Origin of the sequence: Citrobacter sp. RHB20-C16, from assembly GCF_013890155.1 — a bacterium.
GTDB classification, from domain to species: domain Bacteria; phylum Pseudomonadota; class Gammaproteobacteria; order Enterobacterales; family Enterobacteriaceae; genus Citrobacter_A; species Citrobacter_A amalonaticus.
In genome coordinates this window covers 4,455,175-4,473,269 of the sequence record NZ_CP057630.1, presented here as the reverse complement: position 1 = coordinate 4,473,269, position 18,095 = coordinate 4,455,175, and the positions used below count along the sequence as shown (strand labels likewise).

At 54.1% G+C, this 18,095-nt stretch carries 17 protein-coding genes and 1 pseudogene; 4 read left to right on the top strand and 14 right to left on the bottom strand.

What is annotated here, in order from left to right:
- Position 1 precedes the first annotated feature (1 nt).
- The 7 genes and pseudogenes from sorE to HVX64_RS21390 form a co-directional block, all read right to left on the bottom strand.
- A complete protein-coding gene (sorE, locus tag HVX64_RS21420) occupies positions 2-1,222 on the bottom strand; it encodes an L-sorbose 1-phosphate reductase (protein WP_044253408.1) in 1,221 nt (406 codons plus the stop codon).
- A 53-nt stretch (positions 1,223-1,275) separates the two neighbouring features.
- On the bottom strand, positions 1,276-2,100 hold the full coding sequence (locus HVX64_RS21415; RefSeq protein WP_042999002.1) for a PTS system mannose/fructose/sorbose family transporter subunit IID: 825 nt from the start codon (positions 2,098-2,100) through the stop codon (positions 1,276-1,278).
- A gap of 11 nt (positions 2,101-2,111) precedes the next feature.
- Positions 2,112-2,909: a PTS mannose/fructose/sorbose transporter subunit IIC gene (locus tag HVX64_RS21410; RefSeq protein WP_042999003.1), complete on the bottom strand. Its 798-nt coding sequence runs from the start codon at positions 2,907-2,909 to the stop codon at positions 2,112-2,114.
- A gap of 262 nt (positions 2,910-3,171) precedes the next feature.
- Positions 3,172-3,666, bottom strand: coding sequence for a mannose/fructose/sorbose PTS transporter subunit IIB (locus HVX64_RS21405; RefSeq protein WP_042999004.1), 495 nt, complete (start codon positions 3,664-3,666; stop codon positions 3,172-3,174).
- Entirely contained in the window at positions 3,666-4,073 is a 408-nt protein-coding gene (locus tag HVX64_RS21400; protein ID WP_044253406.1) for a mannose/fructose/sorbose PTS transporter subunit IIA, read from the bottom strand. Before HVX64_RS21400 ends, HVX64_RS21405 begins: the two co-directional genes overlap by 1 nt.
- Positions 4,074-4,082: 9 nt before the next feature.
- Complete coding sequence (locus HVX64_RS21395) at positions 4,083-4,889, bottom strand: SDR family oxidoreductase (protein ID WP_042999006.1); 807 nt, start codon at positions 4,887-4,889, stop codon at positions 4,083-4,085.
- A gap of 70 nt (positions 4,890-4,959) precedes the next feature.
- Positions 4,960-5,840: pseudogene (locus HVX64_RS21390) on the bottom strand (sugar-binding transcriptional regulator).
- Positions 5,841-6,252: 412 nt separating this feature from the next.
- Between HVX64_RS21390 and rluF the strand changes: the two are divergent.
- Complete coding sequence (rluF, locus tag HVX64_RS21385; RefSeq protein WP_044253404.1) at positions 6,253-7,131, top strand: 23S rRNA pseudouridine(2604) synthase RluF; 879 nt, start codon at positions 6,253-6,255, stop codon at positions 7,129-7,131.
- Here rluF and HVX64_RS21380 read toward each other — a convergent pair.
- The 7 genes from HVX64_RS21380 to rtcR form a co-directional block, all read right to left on the bottom strand.
- Positions 7,128-7,400 (bottom strand): DUF3811 domain-containing protein, encoded by a 273-nt coding sequence (locus HVX64_RS21380; RefSeq protein WP_044268573.1) that lies wholly within the window; start codon positions 7,398-7,400, stop codon positions 7,128-7,130. The genes rluF and HVX64_RS21380 overlap by 4 nt on opposite strands.
- Positions 7,401-7,463: 63 nt before the next feature.
- Positions 7,464-8,222, bottom strand: a complete 759-nt coding sequence (locus HVX64_RS21375) for a DeoR/GlpR family DNA-binding transcription regulator (RefSeq protein ID WP_044253400.1) — start codon at positions 8,220-8,222, stop codon at positions 7,464-7,466.
- Entirely contained in the window at positions 8,209-9,072 is an 864-nt protein-coding gene (locus HVX64_RS21370) for a Cof-type HAD-IIB family hydrolase (protein WP_044253398.1), read from the bottom strand. Before HVX64_RS21370 ends, HVX64_RS21375 begins: the two co-directional genes overlap by 14 nt.
- Before the next feature lie 15 nt (positions 9,073-9,087).
- Positions 9,088-9,930 carry a histidine biosynthesis protein gene (locus HVX64_RS21365; RefSeq protein ID WP_044253395.1) on the bottom strand — a complete coding sequence of 281 codons (843 nt, stop codon included), beginning with the start codon at positions 9,928-9,930 and terminating at the stop codon, positions 9,088-9,090.
- Between the two features lie 27 nt (positions 9,931-9,957).
- Positions 9,958-11,544, bottom strand: coding sequence for a PTS sugar transporter (locus HVX64_RS21360; protein WP_044253392.1), 1,587 nt, complete (start codon positions 11,542-11,544; stop codon positions 9,958-9,960).
- Between the two features lie 247 nt (positions 11,545-11,791).
- Positions 11,792-12,730: a ketopantoate/pantoate/pantothenate transporter PanS gene (gene panS, locus HVX64_RS21355; RefSeq protein ID WP_044253390.1), complete on the bottom strand. Its 939-nt coding sequence runs from the start codon at positions 12,728-12,730 to the stop codon at positions 11,792-11,794.
- A gap of 111 nt (positions 12,731-12,841) precedes the next feature.
- Positions 12,842-14,422, bottom strand: a complete 1,581-nt coding sequence (gene rtcR, locus HVX64_RS21350; protein ID WP_044253387.1) for an RNA repair transcriptional activator RtcR — start codon at positions 14,420-14,422, stop codon at positions 12,842-12,844.
- Positions 14,423-14,873: 451 nt separating this feature from the next.
- Between rtcR and HVX64_RS21345 the strand changes: the two genes are divergently transcribed.
- The 3 genes from HVX64_RS21345 to HVX64_RS21335 are packed head-to-tail and all read left to right on the top strand — an operon-like array spanning position 14,874 to position 18,024.
- Positions 14,874-16,001, top strand: a complete 1,128-nt coding sequence (locus tag HVX64_RS21345; RefSeq protein WP_042999015.1) for a slipin family protein — start codon at positions 14,874-14,876, stop codon at positions 15,999-16,001.
- Between the two features lie 5 nt (positions 16,002-16,006).
- On the top strand, positions 16,007-17,233 hold the full coding sequence (locus HVX64_RS21340) for an RtcB family protein (RefSeq protein ID WP_044253384.1): 1,227 nt from the start codon (positions 16,007-16,009) through the stop codon (positions 17,231-17,233).
- A 5-nt stretch (positions 17,234-17,238) separates the two neighbouring features.
- Complete coding sequence (locus HVX64_RS21335) at positions 17,239-18,024, top strand: nucleotidyltransferase domain-containing protein (RefSeq protein WP_044253381.1); 786 nt, start codon at positions 17,239-17,241, stop codon at positions 18,022-18,024.
- Positions 18,025-18,095 lie beyond the last annotated feature (71 nt).

Here is an 18,095-nt window from a genome sequence, read left to right as displayed (position 1 = left end):
GTTAAATCTCCTCGGCGTGCGACAGTAAATACTGTTCGGCTTCCTTAGACCAAATCCCGTGATGGCGTTCCAGAATAGCGCACAGCGCGGGATCGTCAATCTGGCTGAGAGCGGTTAGCGGTAACGCTTTCCCGGTATAGACCAGCTTTTTACCGCCGCCCACTTTCGGCAGCTCCAGCGTGGTTTCTCCTGCGGCATTCAGCCCAAGAATGTGCGTGACCACTTTGGCGGCCTGCACTTTCTTCTCTTCAATCAGTTTAACCGCCGTGCGCATATCGTCAGTGTTCCCACCCGAGGTGCCCACGTAGTGAGTGAAGGCGTAATGCACATCGTAGAAGTTGATTGGGGCGCTGAACTGCTTGTCCTGCGGGCCGGCAAAGAAGTTCATACAACCGTCGGGGGCGAGCAGGGAAGAGGCCAGGGTGACCAGTTGTTCGTTCGGCACGAAGACAAAAATATCATCAAAACCGTGGCCGCCGGTCAGCGCCATCAGCGTGTCGTAAGCGGCATCCTGTGCGTGCAGGTAGTGGATCAACGTTTGCGGTTCAGAAGGATAGTGTTTACGGGCATAGCTCAGCTTGTCGTGGTTAGTATCGGTCACCACCAGTAACGCCGGGTTGATCGGGCCATGCAGCGCATAGTCGATCGCCAGCAGCCCCATTGGCCCCGTCCCGCCGAGGATCAGCGTGCGACCCTGTGGACGAATCCCCATGTTGTGGTTATAGGTGCCTTCCTGCAGGTGATAGTTGGCGTTGAATGCGCCGATCACGCAGGAGAGCGGCTCGACCAGCGATCCTTCAAAGTACGTTTCGCCTTCGTAAGCCAGCAGGCAGTCCTGTTCCATCACCACATTGGGGATCACGACGTGTGTGGCTTCGCCGCCTACCCACGGGAAGGAGTAACCGGGGCAATCCGGGCGATCCGCCAGTTGCAGGTTCGCCTGAATCACATAGCGCTGGCCGGGCTGGAACTTGTGCTGCCACTTTTTCCCCACGGCGATAATATCGCCGCAGAACTCGTGGCCGATGATGATCGGGTGGGTCGCTACATCGTCCGGCACCTTTTTATGATCCTCACCCTGATTAGCCTCTTTCCAGGAGGAGAGGCACAGGCTGTCGGTGACCACGGTAGCCAGAATTTCATCGTCCTGCATCTCTGGAAGTTCGAACGTTTCCAGGCGCAGGTCGCGTTTGCCATAAAGGCGTAGAGCTGTTGTTAACATATATTCCACCTCATGTTGAGCGATAGCCCCGGCTGACCACCGGGGCGAAAAAATCAGGACAGGAAGCCCAGTGCGTTACCCATAATCCCCAGACCAAACAGGGCGAAGATCAGCCATACCGGGTTAATTTTCTTGTTGAGCAAACGGACCATCAGCATCGTCAGGCCCAGCGCCAGCAGGCCGGGGCAGAGCTGATCGAGGATGTTCTGCACGGTCATCGTGACGGTGCCGCCGTCCGCGCCGGGGGTTTGCGATACCACCAGTGGCACGTTGATGCTGGTCCACTTGGTGACCAGCACCCCCATCACAAACAGGCCGAGAATCGATGCGCCTTCAGTTAGTTTTTGCAGCAAGTTGCCGCCCATGTCACTGACGATGTTGACCCCTTTATTGAAGCCAATTTGCAAGCCGTACCATTTCATCGCCAGACGGACTGCGTTGAAAATAAAGAAGAACAGCAGCGGGCCGAGCACGTTGCCGGACAACGCCAGCGACGCGCCGAGCGCGGCGGTGATCGGTCGCAACGTGCCCCAGACTAACGGGTCGCCAACGCCCGCCAACGGCCCCATCAAACCGACTTTGATGCCGTTGATCGCGCCATCATCGATTTCCGCCCCGTTCGCTCGCGCCTCTTCCATCGCGGCGGTCACGCCAATCACCGGGCCGCACACCGCGGGCGTGGTGTTGAAGAACACCAGATGACGCTTGAGTGCCGCCACCTGATCTTCTTTCAGCGGGTACAGGCGCTTGATGGCGGGGATCATGTCGTAGCAAAAACCCAGCCCATGAATACGTTCAAAGTTGAAAGACGCCTGCTGCAGGTTGGAGCGAACAAACATGCTAAACAGGTCAGATTTGGTCAGTTTTTTCTGTTCCATGATGGGCTCCGTTAGTCATCAAGCTGGTCAAGAGCGGTGGAGGAGGAGGTCTGCGTCTGCGGTTCGGCCTTACGCCACTGTGGGTTCAACTGGATATAGACCAGCGCAATAATCGCGCCGACGCCGCCAAAGGCCAGCAGACTCAGGTCGAGGTAACCACCGGCGATAAAACCGAGGAAGAAGAAGGGCATCAGGTACTTCACGCCCATCATGCGCAGCACCATGGCGTAACCGACCACCACGATAAAGCCACCGGCAATCTGCAGGCCGCGAGTGACGAATTCCGGGATGGCGTTGAGCATATTGCTGACCATATCTGCACTGACAAACAACGAGACAATTAACGCCGGGATGGCGACGCGTAACGCCTGGACGCCCAGCGCAGAGACATGGAGGATGTCGATGGTGCGAAAACGCGCATCTTCTGCGGCCTTATCCGCCGCATGCTGGAACACCACGGTGATAGTCCGGGCGAAGACGGTCAGGACCTGGCCTGCCGCCGCGACCGGCAGTGCGATGGCGATACCGGTCGCGATGCTCTGTTGGCCGACGATAACCAGAATGGCGGAGATAATACTGGCGAGCGCGGAGTCCGGAGATTGCGCGGCACCAACGTTCATCCAGCCAAGCGCGATCAGCTCCAGCGTTCCGCCGAGCATCACCCCGGTTTTTAAATCACCGAGGATCAGGCCGATAACCGTACAGGCAATGAGCGGGCGGTGGGTCTGAAATTCATCCAGCACGCTGCCCATTCCGGCAATACAGGAAAATATAAATATGGCGATAATTTGTAGGGTACTGATTTCCATAATGGGTCACCTTAAAATGTGAACATCCCTGCCTGTTAAAGCATTTACACGTCGTCCTTCAGGCTGCCTCGTTGTTGGCTGAATTACTCGTCTCATCCATGAGACTCGCCCTGACGGGCCGTCGCTTCGCAACGTTCAAATCTGTTCCCGACAGATTTGTGACTCACCCCCAGTCACATCGTTATTTATGTTCCTGTGGATTCACTCATTTGCCGCCGTGATGCTTCCAGAATGACTGTGTAATAAATACAGGCGCTTTTATTTATTCCGCGAACGACTGTTCTTTTATTTTTTCGAGAATATTAATGGAGGGATCGGAGGCGACCACTCGTAAATCCAGCGTGACGCCAAATTTATCCAGTTCGCGAAACGCATTAATATCATCGTCATCTAAGGATACGGCTTTGGTTAATTGTTTTTTACCCGGTCGCCAGGCCATGCCGCCAATATTTAAGGTGGCAATTTTTACGCCCTGTTTGACCATCGCCAGCGCATCCTGTGGGCGGGTAAATAAATAAAATACAGTCTCGTCCTGATACTGTGGATTATGATAAACCGCGACGGCTTTTTCGATATTCACCACGTTGACCTTCATTCCCGGTGGGGCGGCCTGGCGTAATAATGTCCGGCGCACTTCATCGTTATAAACGTCGTCATTACAGATTATAATCCGCTGGGCATTCGCCACCTTCGACCAGACGGTGGTGACCTGACCGTGGATCAAGCGGTCATCAATACGGGCAAGGGTAATATTCATCAGAAATCCTCTTCGGTCGTTTCCAGATGCTGCCAGACCACGCAGGTTTGTTGTGCAATGGTCGTCAGGTGTTCGCACAATTCATCCACATTCATACTGCTCTGGTTATCTACCAGTTCCAGCGCCAGCGGCAGGGAAAGCCCGCTGATCACCCGGATGGCCGGATTGCGCATCGCCAGCGTTGCCGCGGCGTTCCACGGACTGCCGCACTGCAGGTCTACGGCAATCAGCCATTCGCCATTAATGTGAGCACTCACTAACTTTTCCAGCTTTGTGACGATGTCGCTGGCGTTTTCGCCGGGGACAAAGGCGACCGCCTCAACGTTGGCGTCACCGTAGACCATGTGCACCGATTCCAGCATGGCGCAGGCCAGTTTGCCGTGAGCACAGAAGATTGCATTGACCATAACGTCTCCTTAGCCGCGCGTTTTTCCGCCCGCAATGTTAGTGGTTACTCCGGTAATGTAGCTGGCACGTTCAGACAGAAGATAACAAACGAAATCAGCAACTTCGCTCAGGCGTCCCGAACGGCCAATCGGAATCGCGTTCTTGCTATAGCCTTCACGCAGCTGATCAACGGTGATATTGCGGGTCCAGGCCAGCGCTTCTTCATATTCCGGCGTGCGCAGTCCCGTTTTTTCCAGAATCCCGGGTGCAATGCCGACCACGCGAATGCCGTGTTTACCCAGCTCTTTTGACCAGGAACGGGTGAAGCTATTCAGCGCCGCCTTCGTTGCGGCATAGCAGCTCTGGCCTTCTGACCCTTCCAGCCCGCTTTCCGAAGAGACATTGACGATAACGCCGTTACGCTGTTTCACCATTTGGCGCGCCACTGCCTGTGACATTAAAAACACGCCTTTCTGGTTGATATTGACCATTTTTTCAAACGCGGCTTCGTTTAATTCATACTTTCCTGCAGGCGCTTTTTCATCGACCAACAGGCGAGGAAAGTTAACGCCAGCGTTATTGACCAGACCGTCAATACGACCAAAGCGCTGGATGATTTCATCCACGGTGTGATTAACCTCTTTGGCGCTGGAAATATCTGTCGGCCAGAAGTGATAGTCGTTATTACCTTCATGCTTTGCTTCGCCGCCATGAATATCCGCCATCTGGACATTCGCGCCTTGTGCTAATAATTCTTCGACAATGGCTAAGCCAATTCCGGATGCGCCGCCGGTTACAATAATGACTTTATCCTGTAGATTTAACCACGTTTGCATAATTAACTCCCAAATTCAGAGAAGGGGATCCTACATAAAATAAATTACGTCAGGATCAAGATGAGTATATTTACTTCAACAATAATTCAGCGGTATGGCTATTAGTGACCAGAGCATTAATATAGTTTCCACGTAATGCGCCGAGAATGCCGCTAAGCTTTTCTTCACCCATTGCGATGCCGATGGAATAACGCGCTTGCTTTAATTTGTTGGTTTCGATGGAGAGCGTTTTTTCGCTCATCGTGGTCTCTACCGTCACGCCGTTAATATCGTAAAAGCGCGAGCAAATGTCTCCGGCAACCTGCCGGGCATGCAGGTCGTCACTCTCTTCGCTGCCGTAAAAGGCATGCCAGTTTGCACCGTCGCGAATTGCCGGAGAACCGATCCCTACCAGCGCAACATCCAGATTGTCCCAGTAGGCAGAAATCGAATTAAAGTGCTGGGACTGCATAATACCGTTGCGAATCGATGGATTTTCCAGCAGTGCCGGAAAATCAGCCAGATGTGATTCGCCTTTCAGCTTTGCCGCCGCGCCGTAGGTCAGCGTATTGACGTGATAGCGGCTCTCGAGCTTCCCGGATGGCCCGCCGATAATCGGCACGCAGATCAGCTGGCGTGACTGGCTGGCGACAACCCTTCGACCAGTGCGCGTACTGCGCGTCCCCAGGAAAAACCAATGATGTCGCCGGGTTCCAGTAAACGTTCCAGCAACTGCGCGCCGTGCACGCCCATCATGGCAAGTTGTTCCTCTTCCTGCTCGTTGTCGCAGGTGATCACCACCGCTTCTTTGAGGCCGAATCGTTGTTTAAGCTGCTGTTCCAGCCACAGGTTTTCGTTGTAATCGTAGTTGATGGCGATAGTGACGATGCCTTGTTCACGACCGCGTTTCAGCAGGCGGCTAATGGTGGTGCGATAAATCCCCAGTTCACGGGCGATCTGCGCTTGTGTCATATCCTGTTCGTAATAGAGCTGCGCTATTTTTACGATCAGGCGGATATCATCACTGTTTTCCATCGCCATTTGTAGACTCCTGCACATTTGTGCAAATCACCAATCTGCCCTCTTGATCTGATATAACCTCATAAAAGGGGGAGTTCAAAGAGATTTTCTCTTCTTTGTGCGTCATGGGCTGGCGATTAATGTTGCACATATGATGTGCGGAGCGCTCGTTGTTGGCACAGATGTGCACATAATCCTAATGTCTTGATTCTGTTAATTTTCATTCAACAAAATTGCACGTAAAGATCGGAGACACTTTTGTGTCGAAAGGTGTGGCGGATCACAAATAGCGCTGAGGCCAATTTGCACGATTATTTTTTATCGCCAGCAAGGTAAGGTATATTCCGCATTCAAAGGAGAAATTATGCTGCCCGACTCATCATCAACACGACTCAACAAATACATCAGTGAAAGCGGAATCTGCTCGCGCCGCGAAGCGGATCGCTTCATTGAGCAAGGGAATGTCTTCATTAATGGCAAACGCGCCACCATTGGCGACCAGGTGATGCCTGGCGACGTCGTGAAAGTGAATGGTCGGTTGATTGAGCCGCGTGAAGCGGAAGATCTGGTCTTTATCGCGCTGAACAAGCCGGTGGGGATCGTGAGCACCACCGAAGACAGCGAGCGTGACAATATTGTTGATTTCGTTAACCACAGCAAGCGCATATTCCCGATTGGCCGTCTGGATAAAGATTCCCAGGGACTGATCTTCCTGACCAACCACGGCGATCTGGTGAATAAGATCCTGCGTGCCGGTAACGATCATGAAAAAGAGTATCTGGTCACGGTCGACAAACCGGTTACGGATGAGTTTATTCGTGGGATGAGTGCCGGCGTGCCGATTCTGGGTACTGTCACAAAAAAATGTAAGGTGAAGAAAGAGGCGCCGTTTGTATTCCGGATTACCCTGATTCAGGGGCTGAACCGTCAGATCCGCCGCATGTGCGAACATTTCGGTTATGAAGTGGTGAAGCTTGAACGCACGCGCATCATGAACGTTGGCCTGTCCGGTCTGCCACTGGGAGAATGGCGTGACCTGACGGATGATGAGCTAATTACGCTGTTTAAGCTTATCGAAAACTCTTCTTCAGAAGCGAAACCGAAGGCGAAAGCGAAGCCGAAAACCGCGGGAATCAAGCGTCCGGTGGTGAAAATCGAAAAGACGGCGAACAAAGAGAAAGCGCGCCCGGCGGCAAACGGCAAACGCTTTACCTCGCCGGGGCGTAAGAAGAAAGGACGTTAACGTCTGCCGCGCGTTGGCGTATTCGCAGACCAGGAAAAAGAGGCTTCAGCATCCGGTTTATAAGCCTGCTTTTTCTTCAACTGGCGGGCTTTTTTTGCCTCGGCTTCGCGCAAGGCCATCAGCTTATCAATGTACTCTTTTTTCACGCTGTTGGTCTCTGCGTTGGTCAATTGACGACCATGCGCGATACGGGCGCGATCCAGCAGCGTTTTCAGTTCGCGCTGTTCGCGCTCGGTCATCTCTTTTTGGGTAATGCGGGGGAGTGCCATACGGGTGCCCTCTGTCTGCCTGGTGATTTCAGTGTACGGCAATACGCCTCGGGCGGATAGCGCTCAGTCAGCAATACGCAGTTTTCCTGCGAAATCCTGTTGTGTATAACCCGTTGTTTTAAATCCCTTATCCGTAATGATGTAATCGATCTCTTTGAGAGTCGCGATACACATCACGCCGTCCTGACCAAATTTAGTATGGTCAGCGAGAATCACGGATTTTTTACTCATCGCAATCATCGCTTTGGCAACGTATGCCTCGTCAAAGCTCTTCACGAGTACACCATGCTGCGGCGAAATGCCACCCGCACCGATAAAGCAAATATCAGCGTGAATCGCATTAATCTGCTGGCACACAGAGACGCCCAGATTGGCGCGGAAATGGTAATCGTATTCACCGCCTAAGACATAGACTCGCGCCTGGAGATTATGCTCTTTTATTTTATCGGCAATTAAGGCGGAATTGGTAATAACGGAAAACGCGAGAGGGGGTAAGTGTTCGGCAAGAATAAGATTCGTGGTACAGGAATCAATAAATAGCGTATCGCGCTCGCTGACCATTCCCGCCGCCACTTTGCCAATCGCCATTTTTTCTTCGCGATGGGCATCAATTCTCGCGCCAAATGCATCTTCCTGAACAACCTGTTTTTTGACCGCGCCACCGTGAATTTTGGTGATTTGACCTTCAGACTCCAGCAAAGAGAGATCGCGGCGAATGGTTTCCGAGGTCACGTTCAGCGTTTCTGATAATTTAATAACGGTCACTTCACCGAACTTGTTTAATTCATCAAGAATATGCTTTCTTCTTTTAATCGGGTTCATTATTTTCCGCCAGGGTCGAACTTTGCCGCATGGTAACTGGATGCGCAGAGCAACGCAACCACTCCAGCGCGCAGACGATACCCTCATCATCATTGGTGGTGGTTACATACCGCGCCTGATCTTTCACGCTATCTGGCGCGTTGCCCATTGCGATGCCGAACCCGGCAACGGCGAACATGCTGATGTCATTCTGTTGATCGCCAATGGCGGCAATCCCGGTGGGTGACAGGTTTAATTGTCGGGCGATTTCATTTAGCGCATAGCCTTTATTTATTTCGCTACGTTGAATATCAATATAATTCCCACCGGTGATTGTCGCCTTATAGTCATTGGGTAACTGACGACTTATTTCCCGACAGAGATCGTCGATCCTGGCGTGTTCTGCGACCAGCGTAATTTTAAATATATCGCGACGATTAAAGATATTCCCTGGTGCGGCGCTAATAAGCGGTAACGCAAATAAACTGGCCTCATAGGATGTCCACGGGGCGATAAGGCGATCGTCGCGGTGATAAATCGCCTGGGCAGTAAAAAAATGGTGAGGATAACGGGACAGCGAAATATGGCGGTCAATCTCTCTGAGATCCATCCGGGTAAGGGCCGCAGAATGCAGAATGCGGTGTGACGCCAGTTCAAGGATCTGTCCGCCGTTGAAGCCGGCGCACCAGCCAAACAGTGTTGCCACTTGCTGCTGTTGTAACAGGCGCGCCATTGAGGAGACCGGTCTGGCGGAACAGGCGGCCAGCAGACCGCCGCGCTGACGAAAGTCAACCAGCGCCTGACGTGTGCGTGGCGTGATAGTCTTCTGCGACGTCAGCAATGTTCCATCCAGATCGGTAACCAGTAGCATTATTGTTCTCTGTCGTTAGGCATGAGCGATAAACGGGGTCACGGCCTCTTTGGCGGCATTGCAGACCATATTGTCGATTGCCGTACCGACGACCAGGATATTAACCCCGGTGTCCTTAAACGCTTTGGCATTGGCGAGGTTAATGCCTCCTTCCGCCAGCGTCGGGACGTCCACCGCGCCAACCAGCGCCCGAAGACGGTCTTTAATCATCTGCGGGATATCGCCTGCCGCCACGCCTTCATAGCTCATGCCGGTCATCAGGCCGATCATATCGACGCCAATTTCCTGCATACGCTTCGCTACGCTGGCGACCTCTTCCGGGGTGCGTGCCGGAATACCGAAGGTATGCAAATCATCCGGATGACCAATGTAGGCATCCACGGTCAGGCCATACTGATGGGCGAGGTTGACGATGTCCTGCAGGTCGTCCCAGTCTGATTTATGGGTATGTAAACCGTCAGCTCCGGCGCGGGCAATCTCCAGAATCTCTGTTTCGCTGAGCGGGACGGGCAGCGTTTCGGTAAAACCGCCCGCAATGCCCACGGTGATGAAGATGTCGTCCGGGACCACATTACGCACGCCGTGCACGGCTTCTGCCATCTGACCGTTGGTGATTTCGTGGCGGATTTGCTCCGCCGCGTGCATGTTACTCACCCCTTTGTGTCCGCGCGCCAGCGCCAGCGCAGGATGGTTCGGTTCGAGCAGTTTCACGCCTGCCTCACAGACCGCTTTTGCCAGGCGCGCATCGTCGCCGGTGATCCCCGTGCTGAGGATGGTTTGCCCACCGTGCAGCGCGATGGCATCTTTCACTTTCTGTAACGCTTTGGCGCGTTTTTTATTCATATCGCCTTTAAACATGGTGTACCTCTGGTGTTGGTGCATTTATTAACGGGCAGACGCCACAGATTCACTCTGTACGACAGCCTTAAAACGGTTCGCAATGATGGTGGTGATACAGGTCATTGCCATGACAGTGAACATCACAATCGCCATCTGTAATGCGTTGCTGGATAAGAACGGTGAGGCGAACGCCGGGACGTAGGCCACCCCTTTGACGTTAAAGAAGCCGAGCATCATGCCGCCCATTCCGGCCCAAAAGATGGCGGAACCAAAGACGATTTTGTTGGCGAACATGAAGGGGTAGGCGGATTCCACAAACGTTCCGAAGCCCAGGTTGATAAGCAGGCCCGGTGTGGCGACGGCCGCTTCGCTTTTTTCGCGTGGTGCGATGACGTTAGCCAGGTTGATGCCGGCAGCAACCATCACCAGACCCACCATATCCACAGCGCCGAGGAAGCTGACGCCGGATTTCTCCATCTCCAGCAGCACCAGCGGTAGAATGACCGCGTGATAGACACCGCCCAGAATGGCTGGCCAGATCACCAGACCGGCCAGCAGCCCGGCAAGAATCGGACTGAATGCCAGCGTGCTTTCGATAGCCAGCTTGATGTAGTTACCGGCGGAGAGCGCCAGGGGACTCAGCAGATAATGCATGATCAGGCCAGCAGTCAGACCCGAAATCCCGCCGGCAACGATGTTGACGGTGGTCATCGGGAAACGCCAGTTCAGGCACAGCTCAAACAACCAGCGCACAAAAATCCCGGCCATCAGACCGCCGATAATCCCCCCGATCAGGCCGCCTTCAACGGAAAGCACCCCGGCGACGACCCCGGCTACAATGGAGACTTCATCAAGTTCGGAGATCTGTTTTGCCGCCAGCACGGCAACCAGCACCGGCAGACCCTTCAGCAGGATTTCAAAGATATCGTTGAGTTTTTCCAGCCCGGGGATGTGGCTCAGGGCGAGTACGATCGCCATCGCGATAAAGCCTGGCAGCGCCGGGATCATGATGCTGCGGATGTTAAAGCGCTTAAGCAGACTCTTTCCGGAACCGCCTTGTGCAGGCGACGCGCTGCCCAACTGGGGTTTGTATTTGATACCCCAGTATTTACACAGCGAGGCGACGAAAGAGACCGCGCGAGTGCGGCTGGTGGTCCCCGTGGTGCCTGAGGTGGCGACCACATTGGCGCCCTTTGCGGCGACCAGCGCCATCGAGGTGCCGCCGGTGCCGACAATCGGGGTTTTCATTTCTACGGCGGCATCAAAAACGGCCTGGTTAGCTTTTACCGGATCGGCGCTCATCACTACGATCCCGTCGATCTCACCGCGGCGGATCATCCCGGCTATCTGGCGATCGCTCTCGACGACGGAGGCATTCACCTCGGAGAGTTTACCCTGGAAGATACGTTGTGGTTTTGTGTTGTTTTCTGTGGTTAAGGCATAGACGGCTGCTGGGGTGTCAGGTTTGGCGACATCCATCGACGCCTCTGCTGCAATGAACTGCACGGCAGCGACGGTGACACCCGCGGCTTCACACTGCTGATAAATCTCCTGGAGTAACTTCTCTGGCTCAGCGCCACCCAGGTTGTAGAGGTTGCCTCCACTGCTTCCAATAATCGCAATTTTTTTCATAGCGGCCTCAAAGAAAAGATAGGGTAGGGGGTTATCTGTGTTGTAGTGGGATCATATTCCCAAGCAAAACAAAATAAAGCAACATTAAAAGAACGAATACAGCTCTCGATAAAATAATAAATTTATAATAATTAACTGAAAATAAAGGTATTAATTATATTTTTGTTTTGTGTTGATATTTGTTGTTTTGTGATGAGGTTCAAACAAGGAAGGCAAGGAATGGGGGAAATCCCCCATTCGCAGGGGATCAATTTTCTTTGACATCACTCTGCTGTTCATCAATCGGTTTACCGGACCAGTACCCTGCCAGCAGAGAGCCGGAAAGGTTGTGCCAGACCGAGAACAGTGCGCCGGGGAGGGCCGCGAGCGGGCCGAAGTAGATTTTACCCAGCGCGGCGGCGAGACCGGAGTTTTGCATTCCCACCTCGATCGCCAGCGTGCGGCAGGTTGACTCGTCAAAGCCAAACAAGCGCCCGCCCCAGTAACCGCCGAGCAGGCCGATGGTGTTGTGTAGGATCACCGCGATAATCACCACGAAGCCGACGGACGCGATATGCGCGGCGGAACCGGCAACCACTGCGCTGATGATCGCCAGAATGCAGACCATCGAAAACGCGGGCAGGTAAGGCTCAACTGCCTTCACGACGCGCGGGAACAGATGATGGATCACCAGACCCAGCGCAATTGGGATCACCACAATTTGCAGGATGCTGAGCAGCATCCCCATCACATCCACCTGAATGTGCGCATCGACATACAGACGCGTCAGCAGTGGTGTGGCGACGACGCCCACCAGAGTGGAGACGGAAGAGATCGTTACCGAGAGTGCGACATCGCCTTTCGCCAGATAGATCATGACGTTAGATGCCGTGCCGCTGGCGACGCTTCCGACCAGCACCATCCCGGCGGAGAGTTCCGGCGGCATGTTAAATGCCATCGCCAGTACCCAGGCCGCCAGCGGCATCACCAGATAGTGCAGGAAAATTCCCGCCGCAACCGGTGCCGGGCGTGAGAGCACACGTTTAAAATCATCCACTTTCAGGTGGACGCCCATGCCGAACATAATCAGCATCAACAATGTGGCCACCCACGGACCGACAGGCGTAAAAGTGGATGGCGTGTAATACGCAATAGCAGAGAGCAGCAGCGCCCATAACGGGAACAGCCTGGTGAGAGTGGCGAGCATGTTGTTTTCCTTGCACGTATGTTGTGTTTGCTTGTTATTCACGGGTTGGGATCGAGCCCAACCATCATTATTGTGTATCGTGTGAAGAGGTATTATTCAAACAAATTATGCTTATGTTCTGACTTTGAGATTTTCCCAGCTCAGACCAAACCGAGCCAGGTACTTACGCAGACGGTCGGCATCGTTGGGATTGGCTTTCTTTTGTCGTGAGACGGCGAAGAGTTCACGTCCGGCTTCGGACAACGATGCGCTGCGGCGACAGACCTCAAGCACGGTTTCCAGTTGGCGGCGGTCAAAGAGGTCGAGTTCCATCTCCAGTTCCGGTTGCGACGGCGCCCCTCCCCAGCTCTCCTGCAAAAGCGCAATCTCTTCGTCGACAAGGGCCTGCGTGATACGTCCTTGCTCGGCCAGCGTCGCCATTCGCGCGACGGAGGAACTCAGTTCGCGGAAATTGCCGCGCCACTGCGCCTGAGGTGAACAGGCAAACGCCAGATAGCGTTCACGCGCCTCCTTATCAAAACGAATCTGATTCTGTCGGCTGCGGGAGAAGCGTTGCAGCTCATACTCCACGTTAGGGGCGATGTCTTCACGCCGCTGTGCAAGGCCGGGCAGGGCAAAGCGCCACATGTTTATCCGTGCGTAGAGATCTTCGCGAAAACGCCCTTCGGCGACCCACTGCGGCATATCGCGATGGGTTCCGGCTATCAACTGGAAATCGCTGTACACCTCTTTATCTGAGCCAAACGGGAAGAAGGTTTTCTCCTCGATCGCTTTCAGTAGCATGGCCTGTTCATCCAGCCCCAGTTCCGCGATCTCATCCAGAAACAGCACCCCGCCGTCGGCTTCACGTAACAGTCCCGTTCGTGACGACAGTGCGCCCGTAAACGCACCTTTCACATGACCAAACAGCGTCGACATGGCGTTATCGCCGCGCAACGTCGCGCAGTTCACTGCCACCAGTTTTCCACCCACCAGATGCCGTGACTGACGAAGCTGAAAAATCCGTTTTGCGAGGAAGGATTTCCCCGCACCGGTGGGGCCAGTGAGCAGGATAGGATCGCCAGAGCGCAAGGCAACGCGCTCAATACGGTCAATCAGTTTATTGAACGTGGCATTGCGCGTCTCGATACCGCCTTTGAGGAAGGAGATCGATTGTTGCTGCTCACGCTGAAAGCGACTGGTGAGTGTGGCATAGCGGCTTAAATCAAGATCGATCACCGAGCAGGTGCCAGCGGCAATATCCTCCTGCGGAGCGCCCTTCGGTGCGGGTCCGGTTTGCAGAAGGCTGGCGGGCAGATAGCGGGCTTCCGTCAGCAGGAACCAGCAAATTTGCGCCACATGAGTGCCGGTCGTGATGTGCACCAGATACTCTTCATTCTCGGTATCGAAAGTGTAATGAGTAGCAAAGTCGAGGAACGCGGCGTAGACCTCTTCGAAATCCCAGGGATCGGTAATGGGGATGGCATGTGGACGAACCTCAGTATGTGGCGAGAGCAGGCTAATATCTTCCGCTAACTGCTGACACATCCCGGCATCGCGTGGCTGGTGGATAAGCTCCAGCCGATCGATCGGGAAATCCGGCTGTTGGCACAGTCCGACCGTGGGCCGCCATTTCTTTAACCGGTTTGCCCGTTTGCCGCGTTTATCCAGCACCGTGCCCAGTACACCAATCACCACCCGTCGTTTTTTCATGTTTATCCAAAAAGATAAAGTTCGATAGGTAAGGATAAAAAACAGGCGAGACGTCTGCAATCATCATTTTTGATGGTGAAAATTAATTCCTTACTAATCAATTAACTAAAAAATAATTTCGTCATTTTCTCGTTTTGGCACGCTTCTGGCAATAACCCTCTCGTCAACACGTTGAAAACGCAGGGGGTTAAACCCCGCCGGCACATCAGGAACGGCTGAGGCTGTATTCCGGAGGTGTTCCGTCAACCGATGACACCTGAACAATGGGTTCGATTCCCGATTCATTCTCCCAATGAAACTGGTTGTTAATCAAAGAAATAAAAACGGGCACTGCGCAGTTAACAGGCCCCAAAACAGGTCGCCGGTCACGATGCCGCGCCGCAGGCAAAAGGGAATTCCCCTGTGGCCTCGCCTCCGCACCCGCACCTGACTTGATAAGGAAAAAAGAAAAATGACGAAGAAAATCACGATCCGTAAAGGGCAATTAGGTCTGTTAGCCAAAAACGGCGACTACTATCAGGTTCTGGAGGCGGGTGAACACCGTCTGCCGTGGTTCAACACGCCAGAGGTGCTGGTGGTTAATCTGGACGGCAGCGAAGTGCCGGAAGCGCTGGCGAATTATTTACGCCGCTTTCAGCCAGACTGGGTAACACGTTATGCCCTGGCCGTTGATCTTAACGACAGCGAAGCGGGCGCGTTATACATGAATGAGGTGTTGCAGGAGATCCTGCCGCCGTCAACGCGCCGTTTGTACTGGCGGGCCGACGAGGCGTTGAAACTGGTACGGATGGATACGCGTCAGGTTCAGGTGCCTGCTGAGGTGATGAATGCGGTTCTGCAACCGCGACGTAGCGGCGCGGTAAAAGGTCGTGAAGCGATGCTTACCGTACAGGTGCCTGCCTGGCACGCCGGAGTGTTGAAAATTGATGGCGAGACGCAGGCACTGCTGCCGCCGGGTCTGACGGCGTACTGGAAAGTGAATCATCTGGTTGACGCTGAAGTGGTGGATACCCGTTTGCAGGTGCTGGAAGTGGGCGGTCAGGAAATTTTGACCAAAGATAAGGTCAATCTGCGCCTGAACCTCGCGGCGAACTGGCGTTACCGCGATGTGTTGCTGGCGTTTGCACAGCTCACTAAACCGCTCGATCATCTGTACCGCGAACTGCAGTTTGCGCTGCGGGAGGCCGTCGGGACGCGCACGCTCGATGAGCTGCTGGAAGACAAACAGGTAATTGATGAGGTGGTCAGCGCACAGGTGAAAGACCGGATGGCACCGTATGGCATCGACGTGGCGTCGCTGGGTGTGAAGGACATTGTGTTGCCGGGGGATATGAAAACGATTCTGTCCCGTCTGGTTGAAGCGGAAAAATCGGCGCAGGCCAACGTGATCCGCCGTCGTGAAGAAACGGCAGCGACGCGCTCGTTGTTGAATACGGCGAAAGTGATGGAAAACAACCCGGTGGCTTTGCGTTTAAAAGAGCTGGAAACCCTCGAAAGAGTGGCAGAGCGTATCGATAAAATCTCGGTATTCGGTGGTCTGGACCAGGTTCTGCACGGCTTAGTGAACATTAAAGGATAAGAAACATGGCACATCACGACTATGCGCTGTTGACGTCGCAGAACGCGGCGCCGGTGAAAATGTGGACGCACGGCGTCCCGGTGGAACCCGAGGCACGCCAGCAATTGCTGAACACGGCGAAGATGCCATTTATTTTTAAACACCTGGCGGTCATGCCGGATGTGCATCTGGGGAAAGGGTCAACGATTGGCAGCGTGATTCCGACCAAAGGAGCGATTATTCCGGCAGCAGTGGGGGTGGACATCGGCTGTGGGATGATTGCGGTACGTACCTCGCTGCTGGCTGGCGATCTGCCGGATAACCTCAGCGGGTTGCGGAGCGCGATTGAGCAGGCCGTTCCCCACGGGCGAACCAATACGCGATCCCGTTGCGATAAAGGGGCGTGGGACACGCCGCCAGAGGAGGTGAGTACTCACTGGGGGACATTGGCACCGCGCTTTACGCGCCTGACTGACAAGTATCCCTCGCTGCTGAAAACCAATAACTATAAGCATCTCGGAACGTTGGGAACCGGTAATCACTTCATTGAAGTGTGTCTGGATGAGCAGCAGCGCGTCTGGGTGATGTTGCACAGTGGTTCGCGTGGTGTGGGGAATGCCATCGGCAACGTCTTTATCACGCTGGCGCAGCAGGATATGCAACAACATATCGCGAATTTGCCTGACCGAAACCTGGCGTATTTCCAGGAAGGGAGTCGGCACTACAACGACTACATTGAAGCGGTGGAATGGGCGCAGGATTTTGCCCGACAAAACCGGGAGGTCATGATGTCCCGCGTGCTGGCCGCGCTGTCGCGTAGCGTGAGTAAACCGTTTATCACGCAACAAGAAGCAGTGAATTGCCACCATAACTACGTGCAAAAAGAGCGTCATTTTGGTGAAGAGGTGCTGGTAACGCGTAAAGGTGCCGTTTCCGCACAAAAAGGTCAGATGGGGATCATCCCCGGATCGATGGGGGCGAAAAGCTTCATTGTGCGTGGGTTGGGAAATGAAGAGAGCTTCTGTTCCTGCAGTCATGGTGCGGGAAGAACCATGAGCCGAACGGCGGCTAAAAAACGCTTTACCGTAGCGGATCAGATCCGCGCGACGGCCCACGTTGAATGCCGTAAAGACAGCGAGGTGATTGATGAAATTCCGCTGGCATACAAAGACATTGATGCCGTGATGGCGGCGCAGTCTTCGCTGGTAGAAATTGTGCATACGCTACGACAGGTGGTGTGTGTAAAAGGATAAATAAGATGACCAAAAATGCAGTGAGTGCCGCAATGTGCGAACGGGTCATGCGGCAGCTCAAAGAGATAGAAACCCGCTACGGCGTCAGGGTGCTGTATGCCTGCGAATCGGGGAGTCGTGGCTGGGGATTTGCCTCGTCGGATAGCGATTACGATGTGCGGTTTTTGTATGTTCATCCGCCGGAGTGGTATCTGCGGGTTGATGCGCCGCGTGACGTGATCGAGCTGCCAATCGACGATGAGCTGGATGTGTGCGGCTGGGAGTGGCGTAAAGCGCTGGGTCTGCTGAAGGGCGCTAACCCAACGCTGATCGAGTGGCTGGATTCACCGGTGGTTTATCAGCAGGATGATGCTACGGTCAGTGCGCTTAAAGCGATGATACCGCAGTGGTTCTCTCCGCTTCGTGCGCGCTGGCACTACTACTCGATGGCGCGAAAAAACTTTCGTGGCTACTTGCAGGGGGAAACGGTGCGTCTGAAAAAGTACTTCTACGTCCTGCGTCCGCTGTTGGCGGTGCGTTGGGTTGAAGCAGGAAAAGGCGTTCCGCCCATGCGGTTTGCCGAACTGCTGGCGGGAAGCGATCTGGATGCGCCGTTACGTCAGGAAATAGATGAACTGCTGGTGCGCAAACAGCGGGCTGGGGAGGCGGAGTATGGTCCGCGTCGTCCGCTGCTACATACGTTTATCCACGCCGAACTGGCGCGAGGCGAAATCCCGCCAACGTTACCGGATAGCCGCGAAGGCGACGTGAAGGCACTGGATCGACTGCTTTACGAGACGGTGATGTCATGACTGTGTTGCCCGATGATGCTCACGCTTATCGGGCCGACACCGGCTGGCCTCCAGGCCGGATAAGGCGTTTC